This is a genomic window from Ruegeria sp. HKCCA6707, from assembly GCF_013033515.1.
In the GTDB taxonomy this organism is placed as follows: Bacteria; Pseudomonadota; Alphaproteobacteria; order Rhodobacterales; family Rhodobacteraceae; genus Ruegeria.
The window spans coordinates 19,943-44,332 of sequence record NZ_WQEG01000004.1 but is presented as its reverse complement, the minus strand read 5'-3'; the positions used below and the strand labels follow the sequence as shown (position 1 = coordinate 44,332).

18 protein-coding genes are annotated in these 24,390 nt (G+C 58.8%); 15 read left to right on the top strand and 3 right to left on the bottom strand.

The features are described from left to right. Window positions 1-122: 122 nt before the first annotated feature. From GOW40_RS11110 to GOW40_RS11100, 3 genes are all read right to left on the bottom strand, one after another. Window positions 123-1,337 (bottom strand): ABC transporter substrate-binding protein, encoded by a 1,215-nt coding sequence (locus tag GOW40_RS11110; protein WP_171132376.1) that lies wholly within the window; start codon window positions 1,335-1,337, stop codon window positions 123-125. A gap of 33 nt (window positions 1,338-1,370) precedes the next feature. Then, a complete protein-coding gene (locus GOW40_RS11105; protein WP_171132373.1) occupies window positions 1,371-2,549 on the bottom strand; it encodes an ABC transporter ATP-binding protein in 1,179 nt (392 codons plus the stop codon). Between the two features lie 276 nt (window positions 2,550-2,825). Then, window positions 2,826-3,827: a LacI family transcriptional regulator gene (locus GOW40_RS11100; protein ID WP_171132371.1), complete on the bottom strand. Its 1,002-nt coding sequence runs from the start codon at window positions 3,825-3,827 to the stop codon at window positions 2,826-2,828. Between the two features lie 194 nt (window positions 3,828-4,021). Here GOW40_RS11100 and GOW40_RS11095 point away from each other — a divergent pair, with 194 nt between their 5' ends. The 15 genes from GOW40_RS11095 to GOW40_RS11025 all read left to right on the top strand — a co-directional run bounded on the left by GOW40_RS11095 (window position 4,022) and on the right by GOW40_RS11025 (window position 24,360). Next, window positions 4,022-5,230 carry an ABC transporter substrate-binding protein gene (locus tag GOW40_RS11095; RefSeq protein WP_254444407.1) on the top strand — a complete coding sequence of 403 codons (1,209 nt, stop codon included), beginning with the start codon at window positions 4,022-4,024 and terminating at the stop codon, window positions 5,228-5,230. Between the two features lie 72 nt (window positions 5,231-5,302). After that, complete coding sequence (locus GOW40_RS11090) at window positions 5,303-6,229, top strand: carbohydrate ABC transporter permease (RefSeq protein ID WP_171230969.1); 927 nt, start codon at window positions 5,303-5,305, stop codon at window positions 6,227-6,229. Further along, the gene (locus tag GOW40_RS11085) at window positions 6,222-7,130 is read left to right on the top strand and encodes a carbohydrate ABC transporter permease (RefSeq protein WP_171097706.1); all 909 of its coding nucleotides are present in this window, start codon (window positions 6,222-6,224) and stop codon (window positions 7,128-7,130) included. Before GOW40_RS11090 ends, GOW40_RS11085 begins: the two co-directional genes overlap by 8 nt. A gap of 2 nt (window positions 7,131-7,132) precedes the next feature. After that, window positions 7,133-8,203: an ABC transporter ATP-binding protein gene (locus tag GOW40_RS11080; protein WP_171132367.1), complete on the top strand. Its 1,071-nt coding sequence runs from the start codon at window positions 7,133-7,135 to the stop codon at window positions 8,201-8,203. Between the two features lie 8 nt (window positions 8,204-8,211). After that, a complete protein-coding gene (locus tag GOW40_RS11075; RefSeq protein ID WP_217352283.1) occupies window positions 8,212-10,632 on the top strand; it encodes a glycoside hydrolase family 2 protein in 2,421 nt (806 codons plus the stop codon). Then, window positions 10,629-11,399: a sugar phosphate isomerase/epimerase gene (locus tag GOW40_RS11070; RefSeq protein WP_171132365.1), complete on the top strand. Its 771-nt coding sequence runs from the start codon at window positions 10,629-10,631 to the stop codon at window positions 11,397-11,399. Before GOW40_RS11075 ends, GOW40_RS11070 begins: the two co-directional genes overlap by 4 nt. Next, complete coding sequence (locus GOW40_RS11065; RefSeq protein WP_171132363.1) at window positions 11,396-12,535, top strand: Gfo/Idh/MocA family protein; 1,140 nt, start codon at window positions 11,396-11,398, stop codon at window positions 12,533-12,535. Before GOW40_RS11070 ends, GOW40_RS11065 begins: the two co-directional genes overlap by 4 nt. 145 nt (window positions 12,536-12,680) lie before the next feature. Next, window positions 12,681-13,265: an ANTAR domain-containing response regulator gene (locus GOW40_RS11060; protein WP_171132722.1), complete on the top strand. Its 585-nt coding sequence runs from the start codon at window positions 12,681-12,683 to the stop codon at window positions 13,263-13,265. Then, on the top strand, window positions 13,262-14,431 hold the full coding sequence (locus tag GOW40_RS11055; protein WP_171097717.1) for an ABC transporter substrate-binding protein: 1,170 nt from the start codon (window positions 13,262-13,264) through the stop codon (window positions 14,429-14,431). Before GOW40_RS11060 ends, GOW40_RS11055 begins: the two co-directional genes overlap by 4 nt. 266 nt (window positions 14,432-14,697) lie before the next feature. Then, a complete protein-coding gene (locus GOW40_RS11050; protein WP_171132361.1) occupies window positions 14,698-16,062 on the top strand; it encodes a CmpA/NrtA family ABC transporter substrate-binding protein in 1,365 nt (454 codons plus the stop codon). Between the two features lie 119 nt (window positions 16,063-16,181). Then, on the top strand, window positions 16,182-17,255 hold the full coding sequence (locus GOW40_RS11045; protein WP_171097721.1) for an ABC transporter permease: 1,074 nt from the start codon (window positions 16,182-16,184) through the stop codon (window positions 17,253-17,255). Window positions 17,256-17,260: 5 nt separating this feature from the next. After that, on the top strand, window positions 17,261-18,940 hold the full coding sequence (locus GOW40_RS11040; RefSeq protein ID WP_171097723.1) for an ABC transporter ATP-binding protein: 1,680 nt from the start codon (window positions 17,261-17,263) through the stop codon (window positions 18,938-18,940). A 4-nt stretch (window positions 18,941-18,944) separates the two neighbouring features. Further along, a complete protein-coding gene (gene nirB / locus GOW40_RS11035; protein WP_171136625.1) occupies window positions 18,945-21,380 on the top strand; it encodes a nitrite reductase large subunit NirB in 2,436 nt (811 codons plus the stop codon). Continuing rightward, on the top strand, window positions 21,377-21,709 hold the full coding sequence (gene nirD, locus GOW40_RS11030) for a nitrite reductase small subunit NirD (RefSeq protein ID WP_171230968.1): 333 nt from the start codon (window positions 21,377-21,379) through the stop codon (window positions 21,707-21,709). Before nirB ends, nirD begins: the two co-directional genes overlap by 4 nt. Then, window positions 21,709-24,360, top strand: a complete 2,652-nt coding sequence (locus GOW40_RS11025) for a nitrate reductase (RefSeq protein ID WP_171132355.1) — start codon at window positions 21,709-21,711, stop codon at window positions 24,358-24,360. Before nirD ends, GOW40_RS11025 begins: the two co-directional genes overlap by 1 nt. Window positions 24,361-24,390 lie beyond the last annotated feature (30 nt).

Here is a 24,390-nt window from a genome sequence, read left to right as displayed (position 1 = left end):
CCAGCCCTGGTAACACAAACCAGAGATGGCTGTAGGATGACCGTCTGTTTTTCGGATTGCTTTGCATGTGCGCTCTTGTTGGATCGGCTGCACCAAATGGCGCAAGCGATCCTGTCTTGGTGTCAGTTGGCAATTTTGACGGCGTCCTGAGCCGCCTGAGCAAAGTCTTCTGGGCTCATCTCTCCCAAAAACAGGGCCGCTACGTTTTGCTGAACGACGGACCAGACATTGCCGGTTTCGGGCAGCTCATAGAATACGCGAACGTCGTTTACCTTTGCCGCCGAGGTGAACTCATCCAGGATGCGGTTTTCACTGGGCGTGACGTCTTTGTGCGTGGTCATCGTGATCGTATCGACCACCATCTGCTGCGCCTCTTCCGACAGCATCCAATTCAGGAATGTGTAGGCCGCGTCTTTGTCTTCGGCGTCCGAGTTGACCAGAAAGATGTATTCCAGACCTGTCACGGTCGAGGGCGCATTATCCCCAACTGCGGGGAACGGCACGACACCGAGATCGACATTGGGGTTGATCTCTTTATAGCCGACATAGTCGGCCGAGCCGCCGGGCATCATCGCGCCGCGTTTCATCGCCGCCAGCGCCTTGCCTTCGACATAGGGTGTCGACAGAGCGCCAGGTTGCAGACAATTCTGCCCGATCTCTTGCAGGAACCGGGCAGCATCGACCATGTCAGGGTCTGTGAACTTGCGCTTGCCGGCACGCAGATCGGCAAACCCATCGGCCCCCATGACCGAAGAGGTCAGCATCATATACATGAAGGATGGCACGATGCCGTCAGAGGCTGGCACAACCATCGGCGTGATGCCTTTGTCCTTGAGCGTTGTGCACATCTCCAGGAATTCCGCCTGCGTCGATGGGGGCGTCAATCCGTTCTCTTCAAAGACATCCCGGTGGTAATAAAGACCTACGGAATAGGCGCCCAGGATCGGAACGCCCCACACCTGACCATTGGTTTCAATCGCTTCACGTGCCGCGTCGCGCAGGTTGGCAACGTCAACTTTGCCGGTCAGGTCGGTGATATAGCCTGCCTCGGCGGCGGCAACCGTCTCGGGCCCTGCGGGTAGGCCAAACAGATCAGGGGCTTCGCCTGCGGCAAGGGCTGTGTTCAGCCGGGCGGAGTAGTTGGTGCCTGCGATCTCTTCGAGATCGATCTTGATGTCGGGATGGGCGGCTTCGAATTTGTCCAGAATGGCTTCGACCGCCGATTTCCATTCAGGGTGCTGATGCCACATGGTCAGGGTCGTTTCAGCCAGGGTCTGGTTCGCGCAGAACGCCAACCCGGCAGCTGTGACAAGGGAACGGAACACACGTTTCTTCATTTTCTTCTCCTCCAAGTTGGTCTTGATGTCACTTCACTGGTTCAGCGCTCCTCCTGTCGCCGGATCAAAGAAGTGAAGGTTATCTGTGGCGATACGCGCGCGGACGCGGTCGCCGGAACGGGCTTTGGATCGCGGTGAAAAGCGGCAGATACACAATCCGCCGGATGTAGGCCCAAGCGGGGTTTCGACCTGATCCTGGGGTTGATCACCAACATGGACCTGCTCGGCCTCTAAGGCCAAATGAACCATGTGATCCGCGCCAAGCGACTCGAGATGTGCAACTTCGGCTGTGATCGTGTCGCCCGCGCGCGTGTCTGGGGACAGATCCGCGTCTTCGATATCTTCGGGGCGGATCCCAAGGATGACATCACCTGTGTGTGCGGAGATTCCGGGATAGGCTTCAATGCTTTCGGGGGCGATGGTCAGGGTCTGGTCCCCAAGTGTTATCTGCTTGTCGCCGGTCCCGCTCAGGCTGGCCCGAAACAGGTTCATCGGGGGTGAGCCAATGAAACTTGCCACAAATGTATTGGCAGGTTTTCGATAGAGGTCATCAGGCGTGGCCACTTGTTGCAGCACGCCTTCACGCATGATGGCCACGCGGTCACCCATTGTCATCGCTTCGACCTGATCATGGGTCACGTAGATGGTGGTCACATCCAGACGTCGCTGAATCTGGGCGATTTCCGAACGCATTTTGACCCGCAGTTTTGCGTCGAGGTTCGACAGCGGTTCGTCCATGAGAAACACCGAAGGCTGGCGGATGATCGCCCGCCCCATCGCAACCCGTTGCCGTTGGCCACCCGACAAGCGGCCCGGCCGCTGGTTTAAAAAAGCGCTAAGATGCAGTGTTTCAGCAACGGCTTGAACACGCTTGGAAATTTCGGCTTTGTCAACTTTGGCGATCTGAAGGGGAAAAGCGATATTGTCGAAGACCGACATATGCGGATAGAGCGCATAGCTTTGGAACACCATCGCGATGTCCCGGTCGCGCGATTCAAAATCCGTCACGCGTTGTTCGCCGATATAGACGTCACCCCCGGAGGGGTCTTCCAGTCCACCGATCAGCTTGAGCGCGGTAGATTTTCCGCAGCCGGACGGGCCGACGAGCACAAGAAACTCGCCATCTGAAATCTCAAGATCGAGGTGATCCAGCGAAGGCTTGGCGGATCCATCGTAGACCTTCGAAAGCCCCTGAAGCGTAACGCTTGCCAAAAGCCCCTCCCAGCAGTTTTGGCGGAATATGCGCTTCGCATCGCAAAGGCGGCCGCATTTTGTTATACGTTCCAAATGAAATACTATATTATTTTGGCCGTATCAACGATTAAATAGTTTGCGAGGCGCAGAGTGTCAGTGATTTTAGTGATCGCGGCTCTGTTTGATCAGGCAGGGGGGCGCTGGTTTCCGCGACGCTCTAGTAACCGGTGCGGCAGAGGGACCTGTTGGACTTTATGCTGAGTCTGGGCACACATGCGTCACGCGCTTTTCGGCTCAGACCTGCTTGGGTGATATGATGTCTTGGCTGGGTGCTTTGTTCGGCGCCTCGATCGCGCGGATGGCTGCCTTGGCCAGAAAGCTGCCGGCATTTTGAACATCCTCGCGCACCACTTTGATCGCGTGCCGGAAGTGCTGCAAGAACGGTACCGCTTCTTTTGCGAAGATATCCAGATCCTGACCCAGAACCCTGCCCGCCCCTTCGGCCCCGACGCTGGCAAAGATCGCCGCCGTCGAGGAGGGAGCGATAATGCCGTCGATATCGGTCCGTCTGAGCAGAAAATCCCTGATATGCTCTTTGATGTCCTCGCCGCTTTCATCGCTCGATGATCCGGGGATCGCCTCGAAATGCGCCTCGGTCTGCGCAATGGCTTCGCGCGCGCCTTTCAGCATGTCCTGTGCATAGTTTTGGGTCAGCGGCGGGGTCAGCATCGCAATGCGGCGACGACCGCTGCGGACAAGCTCTTGCGCTGCGATCCGCCCGAAGGCGACATTGTCAAAGTCGAAATAGGGGTGCTGTTCGCGCCACTTCGTCCGGCCGTAAGTGGCAAAGGGGAATTGACGCCGCAGCAGATAGGCGACGCGCGGGTCTTCGACTTCGATCCGGTTCAGGATCAACGCATCCGCCGATCCGGTCTCGAGGATGTAGCGGACCGGCTTCATCGGGTCCTCGCCGGGAAAATAGGGCGTCACAATCAGATGGTAACGCGTGTCGCGCAGCGCATCCGCAATTGACGAGACCAGTTGTCCGGTGTGATCGGTCACCTCATGATCAGAGCATAGGACCAGTGAGATCACATTGGTCTTGCCGGTGCGCAAGCGCAATCCGGCCCTGTTGGGGACGTATCCGATCTGTGACGCGATTGCGCGTACCTTTTCCTTGGTCGCGACCCCAATATCCGGCGCATCGTTCAGTGCCCGCGATACAGTGGGCACCGCCAGCCCCGAAAGCTCGGCGATGGTGCGCAATGTTGGTCTGGGCTTGTCCGAATCCGGCATCTCTTGGTGCGCCTTGGTGGAGTTTGTTGGGCTTTATGGCGGCTCGATAGCTGCCGTTCGCCCTATTTTGAAAGACGAAATTAACCTGCGAAAGGCCGGAAGTAAATCCGTTGCAAGAAATTTCTAAAACGTTATAGTAGCGATCTATAACGATTTAGATTTGGGAGGAATCAATGAATCGCCTGGCGAAAATAATGGCTGGAACTTTTCTTGCAGGGGCCGGAGCAGCCCATGCAGCGGACCTTGAGGTCACGCATTGGTGGACATCAGGAGGCGAGGCCGCAGCGGTCTCGGAGTTTGCCAAAGCCTTTACTGAAAATACGGATCACAACTGGGTCGACGGCGCGATTGCCGGATCAGGTGGTACAGCGCGCCCGATCATCATCAGCCGCATCATCGGCGGTGACCCGATGGGCGCCACGCAGCTAAACCATGGACGACAGGCGGAAGAGTTGATCGAGGCCGGTTTGCTGACCGACCTGACCGAGTTGGCAGAGAAAGAAGGCTGGAAGGACGTTGTGAACCCGTCCTCGCTGCTGGATGCATGCACCTATGAAGGACGCATCTATTGCGTGCCGGTCAATATCCATTCCTGGCAGTGGATCTGGCTGAGCCATGACGCCTATGAGACAGCGGGTCTGGATGTCCCCGCCGACTGGAACGAATTCGTCGCCAGCGCACCGAAACTGCAAGAGGCCGGTATTGTTCCGCTGGCCATGGGGCAGCAAAGCTGGCAGCAGAACGGTGCCTTTGGCGTCTTGGCTATCGCCATTGCAGGTGTTGACGCCTGGCGCAAAGTGGTTGTCGATCGCGATGCAGATGCGGCGATGGGCCCGGAATACCAAAAGGTGTTTGAAGCGATTGTAACCGCACGTGAGCTGGCTGCCGACTCAAACGTCCAGGACTGGAACCAGGCCACAAATATGGTGATCACCGGCAAGGCCGGCGCGCAGATCATGGGCGATTGGGCGCAGGGCGAATTCCAGATCGCCGAGCAAGTGGCCGGTGAAGACTATACCTGCCTGCCCGGTTTGGGGATCAATGAGATCCTGGATACCGGTGGCGACGCGTTCTATTTCCCTGTGATTGATGATCCGGCGGTGCAAGAGGCCCAGATGGCCCTGGCCTCGACCCTGATTTCCCCGGATGTGCAGGTGGCCTTCAACCTGAAAAAAGGGTCGCTGCCGGTGCGTGGCGATGTTGATCTGTCTGCGGCCAATGACTGCATGCAGAAGGGTCTGGATATCCTCAAGGCGGGTGGCATCCTGCCATCGGGCGAAATGAACCTAACGCCCGACACGCAAACCCAGATCGAAGACCTGATGGCCGAGTTCTGGTCGACAGATATGTCTGCCGGTGATGCGCAAGAGCGCTATGCCGACATCATTCGGTCTTCTGAGTAAAGCGCCACCACTCGCGCGCCTGTCCGGGATTAGGTAATCTCGGGCAGGTTTAAGCCGCGCCAAGGGACTATCATGTCAGATCTGTCGTCAATCAACACATCCGAGCGCAAGCAAGCGCAACGGCCTGTGTCACTGTTTCGCAACCTGTCCGCCAAAATCGCTTCGATCCCAATGATCCTGACCGCTCTGGTCGTGTTCGTGGGCGGAACGGCCTGGACGGTGGTGCATTCTTTTACCTCGTCGAAACTGCTGCCGAAGACCAATTTTGTAGGCTTCGAGCAGTATGAGCGACTGTGGACCACGCGCCGCTGGCTGGTGTCGCTGGAAAACCTTGCGCTCTACGGTATCCTGTCGTTGGTCTTTACCTTGGTCATCGGCTTTACGCTGGCCGCCCTGCTGGACCGAAAGATCAGAGGCGAGAACGTATTTCGCACAATCTTCCTTTACCCTTTCGCGCTCAGCTTCATTGTGACGGGTCTGGCCTGGCAATGGATTTTGAACCCCGATCTGGGCATTCAGCACGTGGTGCGCAGCCTGGGGTGGGAAAGCTTCACCTTCAACCCGCTGAACGACCCCGACATCGTGATGTATGGTATCCTGATTGCGGGGCTGTGGCAGGGTACCGGGCTGATCATGGTGATCATGCTGGCGGGTCTGCGCGGCATTGACGAAGACATCTGGAAAGCCGCCCGAGTGGACGGCATTGGCACCGTGAAAACCTATGTGGTGGTCATCATCCCGATGATGCGCCCGGTTTTTGTGACCGCGCTGGTGCTGATCGCAAGCGGCATCATCAAGCTTTATGATTTGGTGGTCGCTCTGACCAACGGGGGGCCCGGCATTGCCTCGGAAGTGCCCGCGAAATACGTGATCCAGTACATGTTCCGCGCCCAAAATCTGGGGCAGGGCTTTGCGGCCTCGACCATGATGCTGGTTTCGGTGGCCATCATCCTGATCCCCTGGGCCTATCTTGAATTCGGAGGGCGCAAACGTGGTTGATCTGACCTCATCCCGCAGCCTCGACGGCCCCCGTGGCCCCAAACCCAAACGCAGCTTCAGCCGAGCGAACATCTTTCTCTATGGCACGCTGATTGTCGTGTCTGTGTATTACCTGCTGCCGCTTTACGTGATGGTGGTGACCTCACTCAAGGGCATGCCGGAAATCCGCACCGGGAACATCTTTTCCCCACCGCTTGAAATCACTTTCCAGCCTTGGGTCAAGGCCTGGGCGCAGGCCTGTACCGGGATCAATTGTGACGGGCTGAGCCGGGGGTTCGGCAATTCGGTCAAGATCCTGATCCCTTCGGTGGTACTGTCCATCGCCATCGCCTCGATCAACGGCTACGCTCTGGCGCGGTGGCGTTTCAAAGGGTCCGAGGTGTTCTTTTCGATCCTGATTGTGGGCGCATTCATACCCTATCAGACGATGCTGTATCCGCTGGTGATCATCCTGCGCGAGATCGGATTGATGGGCGATCTGGGTGGGCTGGTGCTGGTGCACACCATCTTTGGTATGCCGATCCTGACGCTGCTGTTTAGGAACTATTTTGCCTCGATCCCCGAGGATCTGCACAAGGCCGCGCGGGTCGATGGGGCCGGGTTCTGGAGCATCTATTTCCGCATCATGCTGCCCATGTCTCTTCCGATCTTCGTGGTAGCGATAATCCTGCAAGTCACTGGTATCTGGAACGATTTCCTGTTCGGAGTGATCTATACCAAGCCCGAAACTTACCCGATGACGGTGCAGTTGAACAACATCGTCAACTCGGTTCAGGGCGTCAAGGAATACAACGTCAACATGGCCGCGACCCTGCTGACCGGGCTGGTGCCGCTGATCATCTACTTTGTCTCAGGCAAGCTGTTTGTGCGCGGTATCGCCGCCGGTGCCGTGAAAGGATAACCATGCATTCTGTCGAAATACGCGATCTTGATCTCAGCTTTGGCGCGGTCGAAGTGCTCAAAGGTCTGAACCTGAATATCGAGGACGGAGAGTTTCTGGTTCTGCTCGGTTCATCCGGCTGCGGCAAGTCAACGCTGCTCAACTGCATTGCCGGGCTGTTAGAAGTCACCGACGGGCAGATCTTCATCAAAGACCGTAATGTTACATGGGAGGAACCCTCGGACCGGGGTATCGGCATGGTGTTCCAGTCTTATGCGCTCTATCCGCAGATGACGGTCGAGGGGAACCTGTCTTTTGGTCTGAAAAACGCCCGCATGTCGCGGGACGAGATCGCCAAGCGCGTCGCGCGGGCGGCCGAGATTTTGCAGATCGAACCGCTGCTGAAACGCAAACCCGCGGCCCTATCGGGCGGTCAGCGTCAGCGTGTCGCCATCGGTCGGGCGCTGGTGCGCGATGCCGATGTGTTTCTGTTCGATGAACCGCTCAGCAATCTGGATGCCAAACTGCGTGCCGATCTGCGGGTGGAAATCAAGCGCCTGCACCAGCAGTTGAAAAACACCATCATCTATGTGACCCACGATCAGGTCGAGGCGCTGACATTGGCCGACCGCATTGCGGTGATGAAAGGCGGGCAGATTCAACAATTGGCCTCGCCCACGGAAATCTACAACCGGCCAGGCAACCGCTATGTTGCGGATTTTGTGGGCTCTCCGGCGATGAATTTCATCGATGGGATGCTGATCGAAGACCGGTTCGAGATGCAGGATCAGGTGCTGTCGGTGGCAGGTTATCCCTTTGCCAAAACGCCAGGCGGCCCGGCCACATTGGGCATCCGTCCCGAGCATATCGAAACCGGCGCTGCCGCCGAGGCTTTGCCGTTTCACACTGATGTTCCCGTTGAGGTGATCGAACCGATGGGGTCAGACACTCTGGCCTGGACCCGTTTTGCAGACAAGGCGTTCCGTGTGCGACTGGATGGGCAGACCGATATCCGCCCCGGTGATCAGCTGAAAATCGGGATCGATATGGCGAAGGCCTCATTCTTTGACGCCGAAACCGAGGTTCGGTTGTGAAGGACATGATGAACGGCGGCACCCTCAATCTGACCGGGCCGTGGCGCATGACCGATGCGGATGGCGAATATGATCTGACGATCACATTGCCCGGGGACGGTATCTCGGCCCTCTATGATGCGGGTCTGATCCCCGATCCTTATTTCGGGCGCAACGAGTATGATCTGCGCTGGATTGCTGAGCGCGATTGGGTGTTTGAACGGGCGATCCATCTAGATGACCCAAACGTCGTTCTGTGCCTGTCCGAGGTCGACACGGTGGCCCGGATCGACGTGAACGGAACCCCGGTGCTGCGCACAGACAATGTGTTCCGATCCTACCGCGTTGATCTGTCAGACGCCGCGCGCCAGGGTGAGAACATGCTGCGGATCACGCTGCGCTCCAGCGTACGCGAAAGCGCCGACCGTCAGGCAGCTCTGCCCTATCCCGTGCCCAGCCATCCGCGAAACTGCCCGATCCTAAACGGCAATATGCTGCGCAAGGTGCAGTGCGACTTCGGCTGGGATTGGAACATCGCGCTGGCACCCTTCGGGATCTACGGCGAGATGCAGCTGCGGCCCAAAGACCAGCCGCATTTCTCTCAGATTACCACAAAACAGGCCCATTCCGAGGGCTGTGTAACACTGACCGTGCAGGCGCAACTGGACGGTGCGGATCAAGCAGAGCTTTGCTTTGCAGGCCAGGCCCAGACGGTTACCCGCGATGCGCATGGCCGGATCGAAGCGATGTTCGAGGTCGAAAACCCGGATCTGTGGTGGCCGGTTGGGCTGGGCGCTCAGGTGATGCACAGCCTGACGCTCAGTGCCCAAGACGTCACCGAGACGCGCAGGATCGGGTTGCGCGACATGCGTCTGGTCACCGAACCCGATGAGATCGGCACCAGCTTTCGGGTGCAAGTTAACGGGGTCGATGTCTTTTGCCGGGGCGCAAACTGGATCCCCGCTGATGCGTTGCCGGGCCGGATTACGCCGGAAAAGACCCGCGACCTGCTGCAATCGGCGGTTGACGCCAATATGAATATGCTGCGCGTCTGGGGTGGTGGGCGGTATGAGCCCGACAGCTTTTACGAGGCCTGTGATGAGCTGGGGTTGCTGATCTGGCAGGACGCGATGTTCTCGTGCAACCTCTACCCGGCGCATGACAGTTTTCTGGATGATGTGCGGGCCGAGGTGACGGAACAGGCCGCGCGTCTCTCGAACCACGCCTGCATCGCGCTGTGGTGTGGCGATAATGAGCTGGTCGGCGCGCTGGGCTGGTATCCCGAAAGCGTAAAGGACCGTGACCGTTATCTTGTGGCCTACGACCGCCTGAACCGCACCATTGAACGCGCGGTCAAGGACGTGCTGGGCGACGACGCCAATTGGTGGCCCTCATCACCGTCCCTGGGGCGGCTGGATTTCGGTGACGGCTGGCATGATGACCGCGCTGGTGACATGCATTTCTGGTCGGTCTGGCACGAAGGGCGCGATTTTGATCATTATCGCGACGTGGTGCCGCGGTTTTGCAGCGAGTTCGGTTTTCAATCCTACCCGTCGATGGATGTAATCCGCAGCTTTGCCGGGGAACGAGATTTCAACATCGCCACCCCGGTGCTGGAAAGCCACCAGAAGAACAAAGGCGGCAATGCGCGGATTGCCGAGACGATGTTCCGCTATTTCCGTTTCCCCGAAGGCTTCGAGAACTTCGTCTATCTCAGCCAGGTACAGCAGGGTTTGGCTATCAAAACCGCTGTATCCCATTGGCGCGCACAAAAGCCACGCTGCATGGGGACGCTTTATTGGCAGCTCAATGACACTTGGCCTGTCGCCAGTTGGTCTTCGCTGGATTATGGCGGCGGGTGGAAGTTGATGCACTATATGGCGCGCCATTTCTATGCGCCGGTCAGCACCACGCTTGTGCCCAGTGACGGCGCCTATGATCTGATCACGGTGAATGACACATCGGCCCCGGTTGAGGTCACTGTTGCCCTCTGCGCGCTGGGCATGGACGGGCAAGAGCGTGAGGTTGCGCGGGCGAAAGGGCAGGTCACGCCAGATCGTGCCGCCAAGCTGTTGCAGGTGCCAACCAGTCTGATTGCTGCCGACGAAATCCTACTCTACCGCACCACCCTGCCGGACGGATCTGTGCAGACCGATCACCATGCGCCCTTACCCTACAAGGCCTATGACCTGCCGGCGACGCAGTTGGTCCTGACGTCTGCGCGTGATGGTGACAGATACAAGTTGACCGTCAGCACCGACAAGCCCGCTTTTTTCGCCGGTATCGAGGCCGACAAACCGGGCCGGTTCTCGGACAACGCGCTTTTGGTGCTTCCGAAAGAGCCGCGCCAGTTGACCTTTACGCCATCCGACCCGCACGCGCGCGTCGAATTCGTTCTGCGCGATCTGTATTCCGCCACATACGGCACGACCAACAAGGATAGATCATGACCGCTTTTGGATATCAGCTTTATAGCTCGCGCAATTTTGCGCCACTCACCGATACGCTTAGCTTGCTGGCCGATATCGGCTATCAAGAGGTCGAAGGTTATGGTGCGCTGTTTCAGGATGCTGAACTGCTTGGACAGTTGAGGGCAGGGCTGGACCAAACCGGGTTGCGCCTGCCCACCGCTCATTTCGGTTTGGATGCCGTGCGCCAAAACCCTGGCGATGTGGTCAAACTGTGCAAGGAACTCGGGGTCGAGATCGTCTTTTTTCCGTTCCTGATGCCTCAGGATCGCCCGGTGGATGCGCAGGGATGGACAGCGTTTGGTCAAGCTTTGGCTGAGGCTGGCAAGCCTTTGCAGGATGCCGGACTGTCCTTCGGCTGGCACAATCATGACTTTGAAGTTGCCGATCTGGGGATAGCGGAAACGCCATTGGATCTGATCTTGCAGGCGTCGGATGAACTGTTGCTGGAACTCGACGTGGCTTGGGTTGCGCGCGGCGGGCGTGACCCGTTCGACTATATCGCCCGCTATGGTGACCGGATTTCTGCCGTTCACGTCAAAGACATCGCGCCCGAAGGCATGTGTCAGGACGAAGACGGCTGGGCCGATGTAGGGCAGGGCGTTTTGGACTGGTCGGCACTGTTTGCAGCGCTGAAAGGGACCAGCGCAAAGCACTTCATCATGGAACATGACAACCCGTCTGACCATGCACGGTTCGCCCGGCGTTCGTTCGAGGCAGCAACCGCATTTGCAAAGGACAACACATGACGAATTTGGGCGTAGGTATTATCGGGGCCGGAAACATCTCGGCCGCCTATCTAAGGCTCGCCCCGTTGTTCAAAGGGTTCGAAATGCGGGCCATTGCCGATTTGAACCTGGAAACGGCACAGGCACGGGCGGCCGAGTTCGGGATCCGGGCCGCGACGGTCGAAGAGTTGCTTGCGGCGGATGACATTGACGTTGTGGTCAACCTCACCATCCCTGCGGCGCATTTCGAGGTTTCGAAATCGGTGCTTGAGGCGGGAAAACATGTTTATTCGGAAAAACCGGTTGTTCTGACGCTGGATGAGGCCATCGCGCTGTCCAAACTGGCCAATGAGCGCGGGCTGCGTGTCGGGTCTGCACCTGACACTTTTCTGGGTGGCAGCCACCAACAGGCGCGGCAGCTGATCGATGATGGGGCCATTGGTCAGGTCGTTTCGGGGACCGCCTATGTGATGGGGCCGGGGATGGAGCATTGGCATCCAAACCCCGATTTCTTCTTTTTGCCCGGCGCTGGGCCGGTTCTGGATATCGGGCCGTATTACGTGACCAACCTCATCAACATGCTGGGGCCGGTGCGAAAGGTTGCTGCCCTGTCGCAGACCGCTTTTGCCGAACGGGTCATCAAGTCTGAGCCCCGGCGCGGTGAGACGGTACCGGTGAAGACCCCCACAACGCTGATGGCTTTGCTGGAGTTTCAGTCGGGCGCGATCATAACGCTTGGCACCAGTTGGGATGTGAAGGCGCACACCCATAGCAATATGGAGCTTTATGGCAGCCATGGCTCGCTCTATGTGCCTGATCCGAACTTTTTCGGAGGTACGCTTTCCCTTGCGGGTGAGAACGGTGAGGTCAAAACGGTCGAGCCTTGGAACCACCCCTTTGGTCAGGCCAATGAAAACCTCGATTCAAATGAGCCGCGCGCCAATTATCGCTGTGCGGGGCTGGCCGACATGATTGCCGGTCTGCATGCGGGTCGCCCGCATCGGTGTGCCTTGGAACTTGCTGTGCATAGTGTCGATGTCATGACCGCTATTCTGAAATCGGCCAAGATCGGTTCGTTTGTCGAGATCGAGACAGATTGCACCCGGCCCGAGGCTTTCCCACCCGAACTGGCCCGGGAAATCCTGAACCCAGCTTGAGTCCATGGGCGGGCGACACCTAAAACTGCTCATCGCTTTCGCAGCCTCGCCGTTTCCGCTCAATTTTTGAGCGGAAGTGGACCCGAAAGCGGTGGGCCTGACCCTGCTGATTGAGGTCGGCCCAACAAGTGTCCAGATGGTCTGCATGAGCCAGAATCTGACCGTTGTTGTCGTCGAGCAGAACCAGGAACGCGCGTTCGCGATCGTTGATGCCTTGAAAGAGGCGGGCGACGCGGACGTGTTTGTGATTGGCAATGTCTCGGGCTTGGCGCGCCAGATTGCTGTGCATGACCCCGACATCGTTCTGATTGATATCGACAACCCTTCACGCGACATGCTGGAAGAGCTGACCGTCGCTTCCAGCCCGCTCGAACGCCCGGTGGCCATGTTCGTAACCGGTGCGGCGGGCGGTTTGGCCAAAGCGGCTGTTGAGGCCGGCGTGTCTGCCTATGTGGTCGATGGCTTGCAGGCCGAGCGGATTAAACCGGTTATCGATACGGCCATTGCCCGGTTTCAGGTCCTCCGTCAGATGCGCGTGGAACTGGCCGAAACCCGCCGCGCACTGGAAGAGCGTAAGGTGATTGACCGGGCCAAAGGATTGATCATCAAGGCCAAGGGAGTTTCCGAGGACGAGGCCTATGCGCTGTTGCGCAAGACCGCCATGAACCAGAACCGAAGGGTCGCGGAGGTGGCTGAGGCACTGGTCACCGCGTCGGGGTTGTTGTCATGAGAACCGTGACTCTGCCCGTCGCCTATATGCCTCTGGTCGATGCCGCCCCCCTGATCGTTGCGCGCGAGATGGGGTTTGATCATGCCGAAGGCATCTCATTGGATTTGCGCCCGGCCCCGTCTTGGTCATCGCTGCGCGATATGCTGGCCTTTGGGCATGTGGATGCGGCGCATCTGCTGTCACCAGTCCCGGTGGCGATGGCTTTGGGCCTGGGGGGCATTGCAACTTCGCTTTCTGCGGTTTCGGTCCTGTCGCTGAATGGGAATGTTATCGGCGTTGGTACGCATCTGGCCCAGCGGTTGGCGGATCAGGGTTTTGCCTTTGACTTTGCCGATGCGCAAGCGGCGGGTGCTGCCTTGGCAAAGGTGGCCGGTGACGTTCTGGTATTCGGCGTGCCTTTCCCGTTCTCGATGCATGTCGAGCTTTTGCGCTATTGGGTTGCGGGCACCGATCTGGCCTCGAAACAAGTGGAAATTCGCACGGTTCCGCCCCCTCTGATGGCACAGGCGCTGGCCGGAGGGGAAATCGATGCGTTTTGCGTGGGTGAACCTTGGGGCTCTTTCGCGGTGGATGACAATGTCGGTGCGCTGCTTTTGCCCGGTCGTGCGATCTGGAGCTGTGCGCCGGAAAAGGTGCTGGCGGTTAGAAATGATTGGGCCGAGACCGAGCCACATTTGCTGGGCAGTCTGATGCGCGCCGTGTGGCGTGCAGCGCGGTGGCTGTCGCAACCGGACAGCCGGACCACCGCCTCTGAAATGTTGTCGCGTAAAACCTATCTTGATGTCTCGCCGGAACTGGTTGACCGCGCGTTGATGGGTGAGTTCACCATTTCGGCCCGCGGTGAGACGCGCCAAGTCGAAGGCTTTGTTGAATTCTTTGACGGTGCGGCCACTTTCCCCTGGCGCAGTCAGGCGAAATGGGTGGCGCACCAACTGGCGATGCGAAACGGGCTGGATGCCAGCACAGCCGAACGTCAGGCTGCCAAGGTCTTTCGCAGTGATCTGTACCGGCGTGAGTTGCAGGGGCTTGGGGTCGAAACTCCCGGCGCATCCGAGAAACTGGAAGGTGCTTTGGCCGAGTCAACAGCCGTCGCTTCAGCCAATGGAAGCCTGATTCTGTCTCAGAATGTGTTCTTCGACCGGCGCATTTTCGAGCCGACCAGTTAAGTCTGCACAAAATTTTTGCATCGCAGCGTAGTTTGACGCTGCATTGCAGAAAAATCGGGGCGCAAACCTCAAAAAGGAATGACGTCGCCACCTGTCAGGGGCTTAATGAGGTCATCGGAAGGCAACGAAGCCCACCGACGGAATTCGCCCACAACGCAGGGCATCTAAAAAGAGCAAAGCCGCTCGACCAACCGCCAACTCCTCCCGGCGGTGTGTGTCGGCGGCTTTTTTTGTTTGCCCAATGGGCTGAACCGAGAGGGATGAAGATGAAAAAGCTAATTCTGAGCCTGGCAGCGACGACGGCCCTTGCCTCGCCTGTATTTGCCGAGCTGGAGCTGGAAAAAGACGAGCTGACCTTTGGCTTTATCAAGCTGACCGACATGGCGCCTTTGGCGGTTGCCCAGGAACAAGGGTTCTTCGACGACGAAGGCTTGTTTGTCACGCTTGAAGCGCAGGCCAACTGGAAAGTGCTGCTGGATGGCGTCATCGATGGTCAGCTGGATGGTGCACATATGCTGGCCGGTCAGCCTTTGGCGGCAACAATCGGCTATGGTACCGAAGCGCATATCATCACGCCCTTCTCGATGGACCTGAACGGCAACGGCATCACCGTGTCCAATGAGGTTTGGGAAGAGATGAAGCCGAACGTGCCGAAAATGGACGATGGTCGCCCGCAGCACCCGATTTCTGCGGCAGCGCTCAAGCCGGTGATCGAAAAGTACAACGCCGAAGGCAAGCCTTTTAACATGGGCATGGTCTTCCCGGTTTCGACGCATAATTACGAGCTGCGCTATTGGTTGGCAGCGGGGGGTATCAACCCCGGTTATTACTCTCCTGAAAACATCACCGGTCAGATCGCAGCCGAAGCGTTCCTGTCTGTGACGCCTCCGCCGCAAATGCCGGCCACGCTCGAAGCGGGCACCATTTATGGCTATGCCGTGGGCGAGCCATGGAACCAGCAGGCCGTGTTCAAGGGCATCGGCGTTCCGGTCATCACCGACTATGATATGTGGAAGAACAACCCCGAAAAGGTCTTTGGCATCACCAAGGAATTCGCGGAAGAAAACCCGAACACGACCCTCGCCGTGGTCAAGGCGCTGATCCGCGCGGCTATCTGGCTGGATGAAAACGACAATGCCAACCGCGAAGAAGCGGTCGAGATCCTGAGCCGCCCGGAATATGTGGGTGCGGATTACGAGGTGATCGCAAACTCGATGACCGGCTTTTTCGAGTTTGAAAAAGGCGACCGTCGTCCGGCGCCCGACTTCAACGTGTTCTTCCGCTATAACGCGACATACCCGTTCTATTCCGACGCGGTGTGGTATCTGACGCAAATGCGCCGCTGGGGCCAGATCTCGGAAGCCAAACCAGACAGCTGGTATGACGAGGTCGCCAAGTCTGTCTATAAGCCTGAAATCTATCTGGAAGCTGCCAAGCTGCTGGTAGACGAAGGCCTGGCGAACGAAGCCGACTTCCCCTGGGACAGCGACGGGTACAAAGCGCCTACTCCGGCAGCGGACGTCATCGACGGCATCGGCTATGACGGCAAAGCGCCCAACGCCTATCTGGACAGCCTGCCGATCGGCCTGAAGGGTGACCAAAAAGTCGTTGGCACCGAGATCCAAGGCTAATTGAGCTGCGCCTCGGTGATGGCTTGCGGCGGAAGGATTCTTCAAATCCTTCCCCGCCCCGGCATCACTGATGCGCGATCCCTCCATCCAACTTCCCGCCACAAAGCAGGACCCGACACATGACCGCGATCGACCCCAGTTCCTTAGCTTCTGAACAGCGCAAAGAGCGTTTGTTCACACGTATCAACCAGGCCGACAAATGGTTTCAGGTGCTTGGCCTTGCTTGGCTGACGCCTGTCCTGAAGGCTGCTGCGGGCGATAACCCCAAGGCACAAGTCAGCGAAATCTGGCGTCTGTTGATCGTGCCGTTGTTGGCCATTGCGGCCTTTCTGGTCTTGTGGGGCACGCTGGCCCCAAAGGTCCAAACTTCTCTGGGGGCGATCCCCGGCCCGGCGCAAGTCTGGACCGAAGCGGTCAACCTGCACGAAGCGGCGAAAGCGACCGCTGAAAAACGGGCAGCCCATGAAGAGCGCGTCGAAAAACGCAACCAGCGTTTTATCGACCGGGGCCAGCCTGAGAAGGTGAAAGATATCCCCTTCACCGGCGCGCCATCTTATTACGCGCAAATCTGGACTTCGATCAAAACCGTGTTCTTCGGCTTTCTGATCGCCACGGTTGTCGCCGTGCCGCTTGGTATCGCGGCGGGCCTTTCGCCGACCGCAAATGCAGCGCTGAACCCGTTGATCCAGATTTTCAAACCGGTCTCTCCTCTGGCATGGTTGCCCATCGTGACCATGGTTGTCTCGGCCGTTTACGTCACGCAGGATGGCTGGTTCGCCAAGTCCTTCCTGGTCTCGGCTATCACCGTCACGCTCTGTTCGCTCTGGCCTACGCTGATCAATACCGCTTTGGGTGTGGCATCCATCGACAAGGATCTAGTGAACGTCTCGAAGGTGTTGAAAATGAACACCTATACCAAGATCACCAAGCTGGTTCTGCCCTCGGCTCTGCCGCTGATCTTCACTGGTCTGCGCCTCAGCCTTGGTGTTGGCTGGATGGTTCTGATCGCCGCTGAAATGCTGGCGCAGAACCCTGGCCTTGGTAAGTTCGTCTGGGATGAGTTCCAGAACGGCTCGTCTCAGTCGCTGGCCAAGATCATGGTTGCGGTTTTGACCATCGGCATCATCGGCTTCCTGCTGGATCGGGTGATGTACGCGCTGCAATCCCTGTTTACCTTTACCAATAACCGGTGAGTATGATGGGTATTCTAAGCATCAAAAACGCCTCGAAATCCTTTGGTGAGGGCGCCGGACGCACCGATGTGCTGAAGGGCATCGACCTGGATGTAGAAGAGGGTGAGTTCCTGGTCATCCTCGGCTTTTCCGGCACCGGCAAGACCACGCTGATCAACCTGCTGGCAGGGCTGGATACCCCCACATCGGGTGAGGTCACGTTCAAAGGCGCACCGATCAAGGGCCCGGGCCCAGAACGCGGCGTGATCTTTCAAAGCTATTCGCTGATGCCGTGGCTGACGGTCAATGGCAATGTCGGGTTGGCGGTGGACACTGTGTTCCCGGGTCTCAGCAAGGCGGAAAAAGCCGAGAAGGTCGCGCATTACGTCAAGATGGTGGGCCTCAGCCACGCCGCGACGCGCCGTCCGGCGGAACTGTCGGGCGGGATGCGGCAACGGGTCAACGTGGCGCGCGCCCTGTCGATGAACCCCGAGGTTCTGCTTCTGGACGAGCCGCTGTCAGCACTGGATGCGCTGACCCGCGCCAATCTGGCCGATGAGATCGAACATATCTGGGAAGCCGACAAGAAAACCTGCGTGCTTATTACCAACGATGTGGATGAGGCGATCATTCTGGCCGACCGTATCATCGCATTGAACCCTGATGGCACGCTGGGGCAGGAATTCCGCGTCTCAATCCCGCGTCCGCGTGAACGGGGGGCGATGAACAACAACGAGACGTTCAAGCGTCTGCGTGCTGATGTCACCAAATACCTGATGGATGTGGGGATCGAGGCCAAGGTTGAAGGCACGCGTCTGCTGCCTGATGTCACCCCGATCCACGGCGTGCCCGCTGCAGTAGCCGAGGCACAGGCCGGGATGATCGAAAACCGGTTCCTGGACTTCTCGCAACTGCACAAGGTCTATCCGACACCCAAGGGACCGCTGACCGTGGTTGAAGATTTCGATCTGAAGATCGACAAGGGTGAGTTCATCTCGCTGATCGGCCATTCAGGCTGCGGCAAGTCCACGGTTCTGACCATGGCGGCCGGACTGAACGAGATCTCGAAAGGCGCGATTAAACTGGATGGGCGTCACGTTGAAGGCGCTGATCCCGAACGTGCGGTGGTCTTCCAGTCACCCAACCTGTTCCCCTGGCTCAGCGCCAAAGAGAACGTGGCGATCGGGGTCGACAAGGTCTATCCCAAGGCCAGCCAGGCCGAGCGGCAAGATGTGGTCGAATACTATCTGGAACGGGTCGGTCTGGCCGACGCGATGGACAAATCCGCCAGCGATCTGTCGAACGGCATGAAGCAGCGCGTTGGCATCGCCCGCGCCTTTGCTCTGTCGCCCAAACTCCTGCTGCTGGATGAGCCCTTTGGGATGCTCGACAGCTTGACCCGCTGGGAGTTGCAAGAAGTGCTGATGGAGGTCTGGTCGCGCACCAAGGTGACCGCGATCTGCGTGACCCATGATGTCGATGAGGCGATCCTGCTGGCTGACCGGGTGGTGATGATGACCAACGGTCCGCAGGCGACCATCGGCAAGATCACCAACGTCGATCTGCCGCGCCCGCGCACCCGCAAGGCGTTGTTGGAGCATCCCGATTATTACGCCTATCGGCAGGAAGTTCTGGATTTCCTGGAAGAATACGAACACGGCGCCAAGCCGAAATCGCCCGCCCCCAAGGCGATTGCAGCGGAGTGAAACCATGAAACAAAGACTTGTTGTCATCGGCGCAGGCATGGCCTCGGGTCGGGTTCTGGAAACCCTGACCGACAACGCGCCGGATGCGTTCGACATCACCCTGTTCAATGCCGAGCCGCGCGGGAACTATAACCGCATCATGCTGAGCCCGGTGCTGTCGGGTGAGAAAACCTATGACGAGATCGTCACCCATGACGATGCCTGGTATGCCGAGCGTGGCGTGGCCTGCCGCTTTGGCGAAAAGGTTGCGAAGATCGACCGTGAAATGAAGGTGGTCGAGGGTGAGAAGGGGCATGTGCCCTACGACAAACTGGTGATTGCCACCGGGTCAAACCCGTTCATCATCCCTCTGCCCGGTCATGATCTGGACGGTGTGATCGCCTATCGCGATCTGGAAGATACGCAGCAGATGATGGGTATGGGTCCCGATAACAAGGTTGTCGTGATCGGTGGCGGCTTGCTGGGCCTTGAGGCCGCAGCGGGCATGGCCGCGCATGGGGTGGACGTGACAGTGGTGCACATCATGGGCCACTTGATGGAACGTCAGCTGGATGAGGCCGCCGGTTACCTTCTGAAGAAGTCGCTGGAGGAGAAAGGCATCAAGATCTGCCTGCAGGCGAACTCGAAGGAGATCCTGGGCCAGGACGGCAAAGTACGGGCGTTGCTGTTGGAGGACGGCACGGAATTGCCCTGCGACCTGCTGGTGATGGCGGTGGGCATCCGGCCCAACACCACACTCGCGCAGGAGGCCGGCCTGGCCACGGGGCGTGGTATTCATGTTGATGACCAGATGCTCACCTCGGACCCGGATGTGTATGCGGTGGGCGAATGTGTCGAACATGATGGTGCGGTCTTTGGCCTTGTGGCGCCTCTTTATGATCAGGCTAAGGTGGCCGCGCAGGCTCTGATGGAGCAGGACGCGGCATTTGTTCAGAAAACGCTCTCGACCAAGTTGAAAGTCACCGGGTGCGACCTGTTCAGCGCGGGTGATTTTGCCGATGGCCCCGGGCGCGAAGACATTGTGTTCCGCGATCCGTCGCGCGGCGTCTACAAGCGGTTGGTGATCGAAGAGGACCGGCTGGTTGGCGCGGTCATGTATGGCGACACGGCCGATGGCAGCTGGTTCTTTGGCCTGATCAAAGACGGCACAAACATTGACGAAATGCGCGAGACGCTGATCTTCGGCCCGGCTTATCAGGGGGGCGATACTGCGGACCCTCTCTCAGCCGTTGCAGCATTGCCGCCTGAGGCGGAGATTTGCGGCTGCAACGGCGTATGCAAGGGCGAGATTGTCGCAGCGATCACAGCAGGGGCCGGTGATCTGGGCGCGGTGCGGGCCAGCACCAAGGCCAGCGCATCCTGCGGGACATGCACCGGGCTGGTCGAGCAATTGTTGCAGGTTACACTGGGTGATGAGTTCCAGATGCCAGCGGCGCAGCCGGTATGTGGCTGCACTGATCTGACCCACGAGGATGTGCGCCGTCTGATCAAGGGGCAGGAGTTGAAAAGCCAGGCTGCCGTCTGGCAGGAGCTGGGTTGGACAACACCCAATGGCTGTCATATCTGCCGCCCGGCGATCAACTATTACCTGCTGGCCGATTGGCCGCTGGAATATCAGGACGACCCGCAAAGCCGGTTCGTGAACGAACGCAAACACGCCAATATCCAAAAGGACGGTACTTTCAGCGTTGTGCCGCGTATATGGGGTGGGATCACCACGCCGGATGAGCTGCGTGCCATCGCAGACGCCGCCGACAAATACGATGTGCCCACCGTCAAGGTGACAGGCGGCCAGCGCATCGACTTGCTGGGCGTTAAGGGTGAGGACTTGCCCGCGATCTGGTCGGACCTGAACGATGCGGGTTTGGTCTCGGGCCACGCCTATTCCAAGGGTCTGCGCACGGTGAAAACCTGTGTTGGCACTGATCACTGCCGGTTCGGCACGCAAGACAGCACCGGGCTTGGCATCAAGCTTGAGAAAACCCTGTGGGGGTCCTGGACACCGCACAAGCTCAAGCTGGCCGTTTCGGGCTGTCCACGCAACTGTGCCGAAGCGACCTGCAAGGATATCGGCGTCGTCTGTGTGGACTCGGGCTATCAGATCAGCATCGGCGGGGCTGCCGGGATGGATGTGAAAGAGACCGAGCTGCTGTGTCAGGTCCCCACCGAGGATGAGGCGATTGAGGTCGTCATGGCCGTCACGCAAGCCTATCGCGAAGGCGGCAAGTATCTGGACCGCCTGTATAAATGGCTGGGCAAGGTCGGCATGGACTGGGTCAAGGCGCAGGTCGTCGAGGACCTGGACAACCGTGCCGCACTGGTTGCGCGGTTTGAGCTGTCGCAAAGCATCTACCGCAAGGATCCCTGGGCCGAGCATGTGCGTGACAAGGCCAAGACCTATGCACCGATTGCAGATTTCACATTGGAGGCCGCGGAATGAGCTGGATCGACATCGGAAGCCTCGATGATGTGCCCCTGCGCGGCGCACGTCTGGTGAAAACCCATATCGGCTGTATCGCGGTGTTTCGCACCGCCGAGGCCGAAGTTTTTGCCGCCACCAACAGCTGCCCGCATAAGGGCGGGCCTTTGTCCGAGGGCATCGTGCACGGGCAATCCGTGACTTGCCCGTTGCACAATTGGGTGTTCGATCTGAACACTGGTCAGGCGCAGGTCGCGGATGAGGGGCGGATTGACACTTATCCCGTACGCGTCGAAGACGGCCGCATCTTGCTGGACGACAGCGCCGTCACCCGGCGGAGCGCGGCCTGATGGACGGAACCGGCCTGCCCGAGACCCGGTCAACCTGTGCCTATTGCGGTGTCGGCTGTGGCGTCTTGCTGCGCCCGGACGGGGCCGGGGGGCTGGCCGTGCGTGGAGACCCGGAGCATCCGGCAAATTACGGGCGTCTATGCTCGAAAGGCATGGCCTTGGCGGAAACTGTCGGACTGGATCACCGCCTGCTAGCCCCGCGTGTGTTGGGACAAGACACAACGTGGGACGACGCGTTGCTGCTGGTGGCGGATCGCTTTGCCACAACGATCAGGGATCACGGGCCCGACAGCGTCGCCTTTTATGTCTCGGGCCAGTTGCTGACCGAGGATTACTATGTCGCCAACAAGCTGATGAAAGGGTTCATCGGCTCGGCCAATATCGACACCAATTCGCGGCTGTGCATGGCCTCCACCGTGGCCGGGCAAAAACGGGCCTTTGGGACGGATACGGTTCCGGGCACCTACGAGGACCTGGATCAGGCCGACCTGATTGTTCTCGTGGGGTCAAACCTCGCGTGGTGTCACCCGGTTCTCTATCAGCGCATAATCGCCGCGCGACAGGTGCGGGGCACCAAGATCGTGGTAATCGACCCGCGCCGGACAGCCAGTTGCAGCCAGGCCGATCTGCACCTTGCCTTGCAGCCCGGCAGCGATGTGGCCTTGTTCAATCACCTGTTGACGCAAATCCATGCAGGCGGGCATGTCGCGCCTGAGTTTCTGGACCACACAGTTGGCTTCGCCGAAGCGCTTGAGGCCGCCCAACAGGATGATCCGTCGGTCACCGGTTTGGACCCTGACGACATCGAACGGTTTTGCACGCTTTGGACGCAAACGGAACGCGTGGTGACGATCTTCAGCCAGGGCGTGAACCAATCCTCCAGCGGAACGGACAAGGTGAACGCGATCCTGAGCTGCCATCTGGCGACCGGGCGGATCGGGCGTGAAGGCATGGGGCCGTTTTCGGTCACCGGTCAACCCAACGCGATGGGCGGTCGAGAGGTGGGCGGCTTGGCCAATATGCTGGCCTGCCATCTGGACATCGAAAACGAAGACCATCGCGCCGCGGTGCAGGGGTTCTGGAATGCGCCAACGTTGCCGCAAAAACAGGGTCTAAAAGCGGTCGATCTGTTTCGATCAATCGAAGAAGGCAAGGTCAAGGCGCTGTGGGTCATTCACACCAACCCGGCGGTCACCATGCCGGATGCGGACCGGGTCAGCGCCGCGATCAAAGACTGCCCCTTCACGGTGGTCAGTGATCTGACCGCGCAGACAGACACAGCGCGCCTTGCGGATGTGGTGCTGCCTGCGGCAGGCTGGGCCGAGAAATCGGGCACAGTCACCAACTCGGACCGCACGATCAGCCGGCAACGCGCGGTTCTGACGCCACCCGGCCAAGCCCGCGCCGATTGGGACATCCTGGCTGAGGTCGGACGCCGTATGGGCTGGGACGAGGCGTTCAGTTTTGACTCTCCAGCGCAGATCTTTCGCGAATATGCAGCCATGTCGTCGCTCGCGGGGTCTTTCGGCAAGGATTTCGACATTTCTGGCCTCTCGGATATCACCGAGGATGACTATGCCGAGCTTGCGCCTACACGCTGGCCCGTATCTGCGAAACGAACCGGTGGACGCTTCTTTGAGGATGGAGTGTTCTTTCACCCCGACGGCAAGGCGCGTCTTCTTCCCGTTTCCCATCGCCCGCCTCAGAAAGCGCCTTCCGAGACCTATCCATTTGTGCTGAACACCGGGCGCAACCGCGATCAATGGCACACGATGACCCGATCGGGCCTGTCGCCGCGCTTGTCTGCCCATCTGGCGGAACCTTATGTCGAGGTGAATCCGGAGGACGCGAAGAAATTGGGCCTTGCCCCAGCAGATCTGGTCGAGATCACAAGCGCGGTTGGCAAAGGTATCTTCCGGTTGCGGATCACCGATGCGGTCACGCCGGGGCAGGTCTTTGCCCCCATCCACTGGACGGGTGAAACCGCGCCTGCTGCGCGTGTCGATGCCTTGGTGCCCAGCGTGACAGATCCGATCTCGGGTCAGCCGGAAAGCAAAGCGGCGGCTGTGTCCGTAAAGCCCATGCAAGCGGCATGGTATGGGTTCGCAGTATCGGTTTCGGCGCCTGCTCCGTCTTCGGATTATTGGGCTTTGGCAAAAACCGACAACGGGTACAGAACCGAATTGGCGGGATGTCACGCCATTGATGATTGGGAAGTTACCGCGCGCGCGTGGTTTGACTTGCCCGATGCTACGGCAACCGTGATCGAAGACCCGAAACGCGGCGCGTATCGGATTGTGTTGTCCAATGATCACCGGGTTTTGGCCGCACTGTATGTTTCGTCGCAACCGATCTCGTTGATGCGCGACTATCTTGCAACCCTGCCAGATGTGGCCCCCTATCAACTGCTGTCGGGACGCGCTGCGCTGGATCAGGTCGATTGCGGGCCGGTTGTCTGTTCATGCTTCGGCGTTGGGCTGAAGACCATCATCAGCGCGATACAAGACGAGCGCCATCTGAGCGTCGCTGAAATCGGCGAAGCGCTTCAGGCGGGCACAAATTGCGGCTCGTGCCGGCCCGAGCTTGCGGATCTGATCACCGAATATTCGACGCCAGAGGCCAAGACCCCAAAACGCCGCGCACAGGTCTGAGGTCTATGGCTTTGACGCTCAGTTGATCGG

Bases quoted from the DNA above. Each gene is read 5' to 3' on its own strand.
- nirD (WP_171230968.1), top strand. From the start codon at position 21,377: ATGAGCTGGATCGACATCGGAAGCCTCGATGATGTGCCCCTGCGCGGC.
- GOW40_RS11065 (WP_171132363.1), top strand. From the start codon at position 11,396: ATGACGAATTTGGGCGTAGGTATTATCGGGGCCGGAAACATCTCGGCC.
- nirB (WP_171136625.1), top strand. From the start codon at position 18,945: ATGAAACAAAGACTTGTTGTCATCGGCGCAGGCATGGCCTCGGGTCGG.
- GOW40_RS11060 (WP_171132722.1), top strand. From the start codon at position 12,681: ATGAGCCAGAATCTGACCGTTGTTGTCGTCGAGCAGAACCAGGAACGC.
- GOW40_RS11095 (WP_254444407.1), top strand. From the start codon at position 4,022: ATGGCTGGAACTTTTCTTGCAGGGGCCGGAGCAGCCCATGCAGCGGAC.
- GOW40_RS11045 (WP_171097721.1), top strand. From the start codon at position 16,182: ATGACCGCGATCGACCCCAGTTCCTTAGCTTCTGAACAGCGCAAAGAG.
- GOW40_RS11025 (WP_171132355.1), top strand. From the start codon at position 21,709: ATGGACGGAACCGGCCTGCCCGAGACCCGGTCAACCTGTGCCTATTGC.
- GOW40_RS11055 (WP_171097717.1), top strand. From the start codon at position 13,262: ATGAGAACCGTGACTCTGCCCGTCGCCTATATGCCTCTGGTCGATGCC.
- GOW40_RS11100 (WP_171132371.1), bottom strand. From the start codon at position 3,827: ATGCCGGATTCGGACAAGCCCAGACCAACATTGCGCACCATCGCCGAG.
- GOW40_RS11070 (WP_171132365.1), top strand. From the start codon at position 10,629: ATGACCGCTTTTGGATATCAGCTTTATAGCTCGCGCAATTTTGCGCCA.
- GOW40_RS11080 (WP_171132367.1), top strand. From the start codon at position 7,133: ATGCATTCTGTCGAAATACGCGATCTTGATCTCAGCTTTGGCGCGGTC.
- GOW40_RS11090 (WP_171230969.1), top strand. From the start codon at position 5,303: ATGTCAGATCTGTCGTCAATCAACACATCCGAGCGCAAGCAAGCGCAA.
- GOW40_RS11040 (WP_171097723.1), top strand. From the start codon at position 17,261: ATGGGTATTCTAAGCATCAAAAACGCCTCGAAATCCTTTGGTGAGGGC.
- GOW40_RS11110 (WP_171132376.1), bottom strand. From the start codon at position 1,337: ATGAAGAAACGTGTGTTCCGTTCCCTTGTCACAGCTGCCGGGTTGGCG.
- GOW40_RS11075 (WP_217352283.1), top strand. From the start codon at position 8,212: ATGAACGGCGGCACCCTCAATCTGACCGGGCCGTGGCGCATGACCGAT.
- GOW40_RS11050 (WP_171132361.1), top strand. From the start codon at position 14,698: ATGAAAAAGCTAATTCTGAGCCTGGCAGCGACGACGGCCCTTGCCTCG.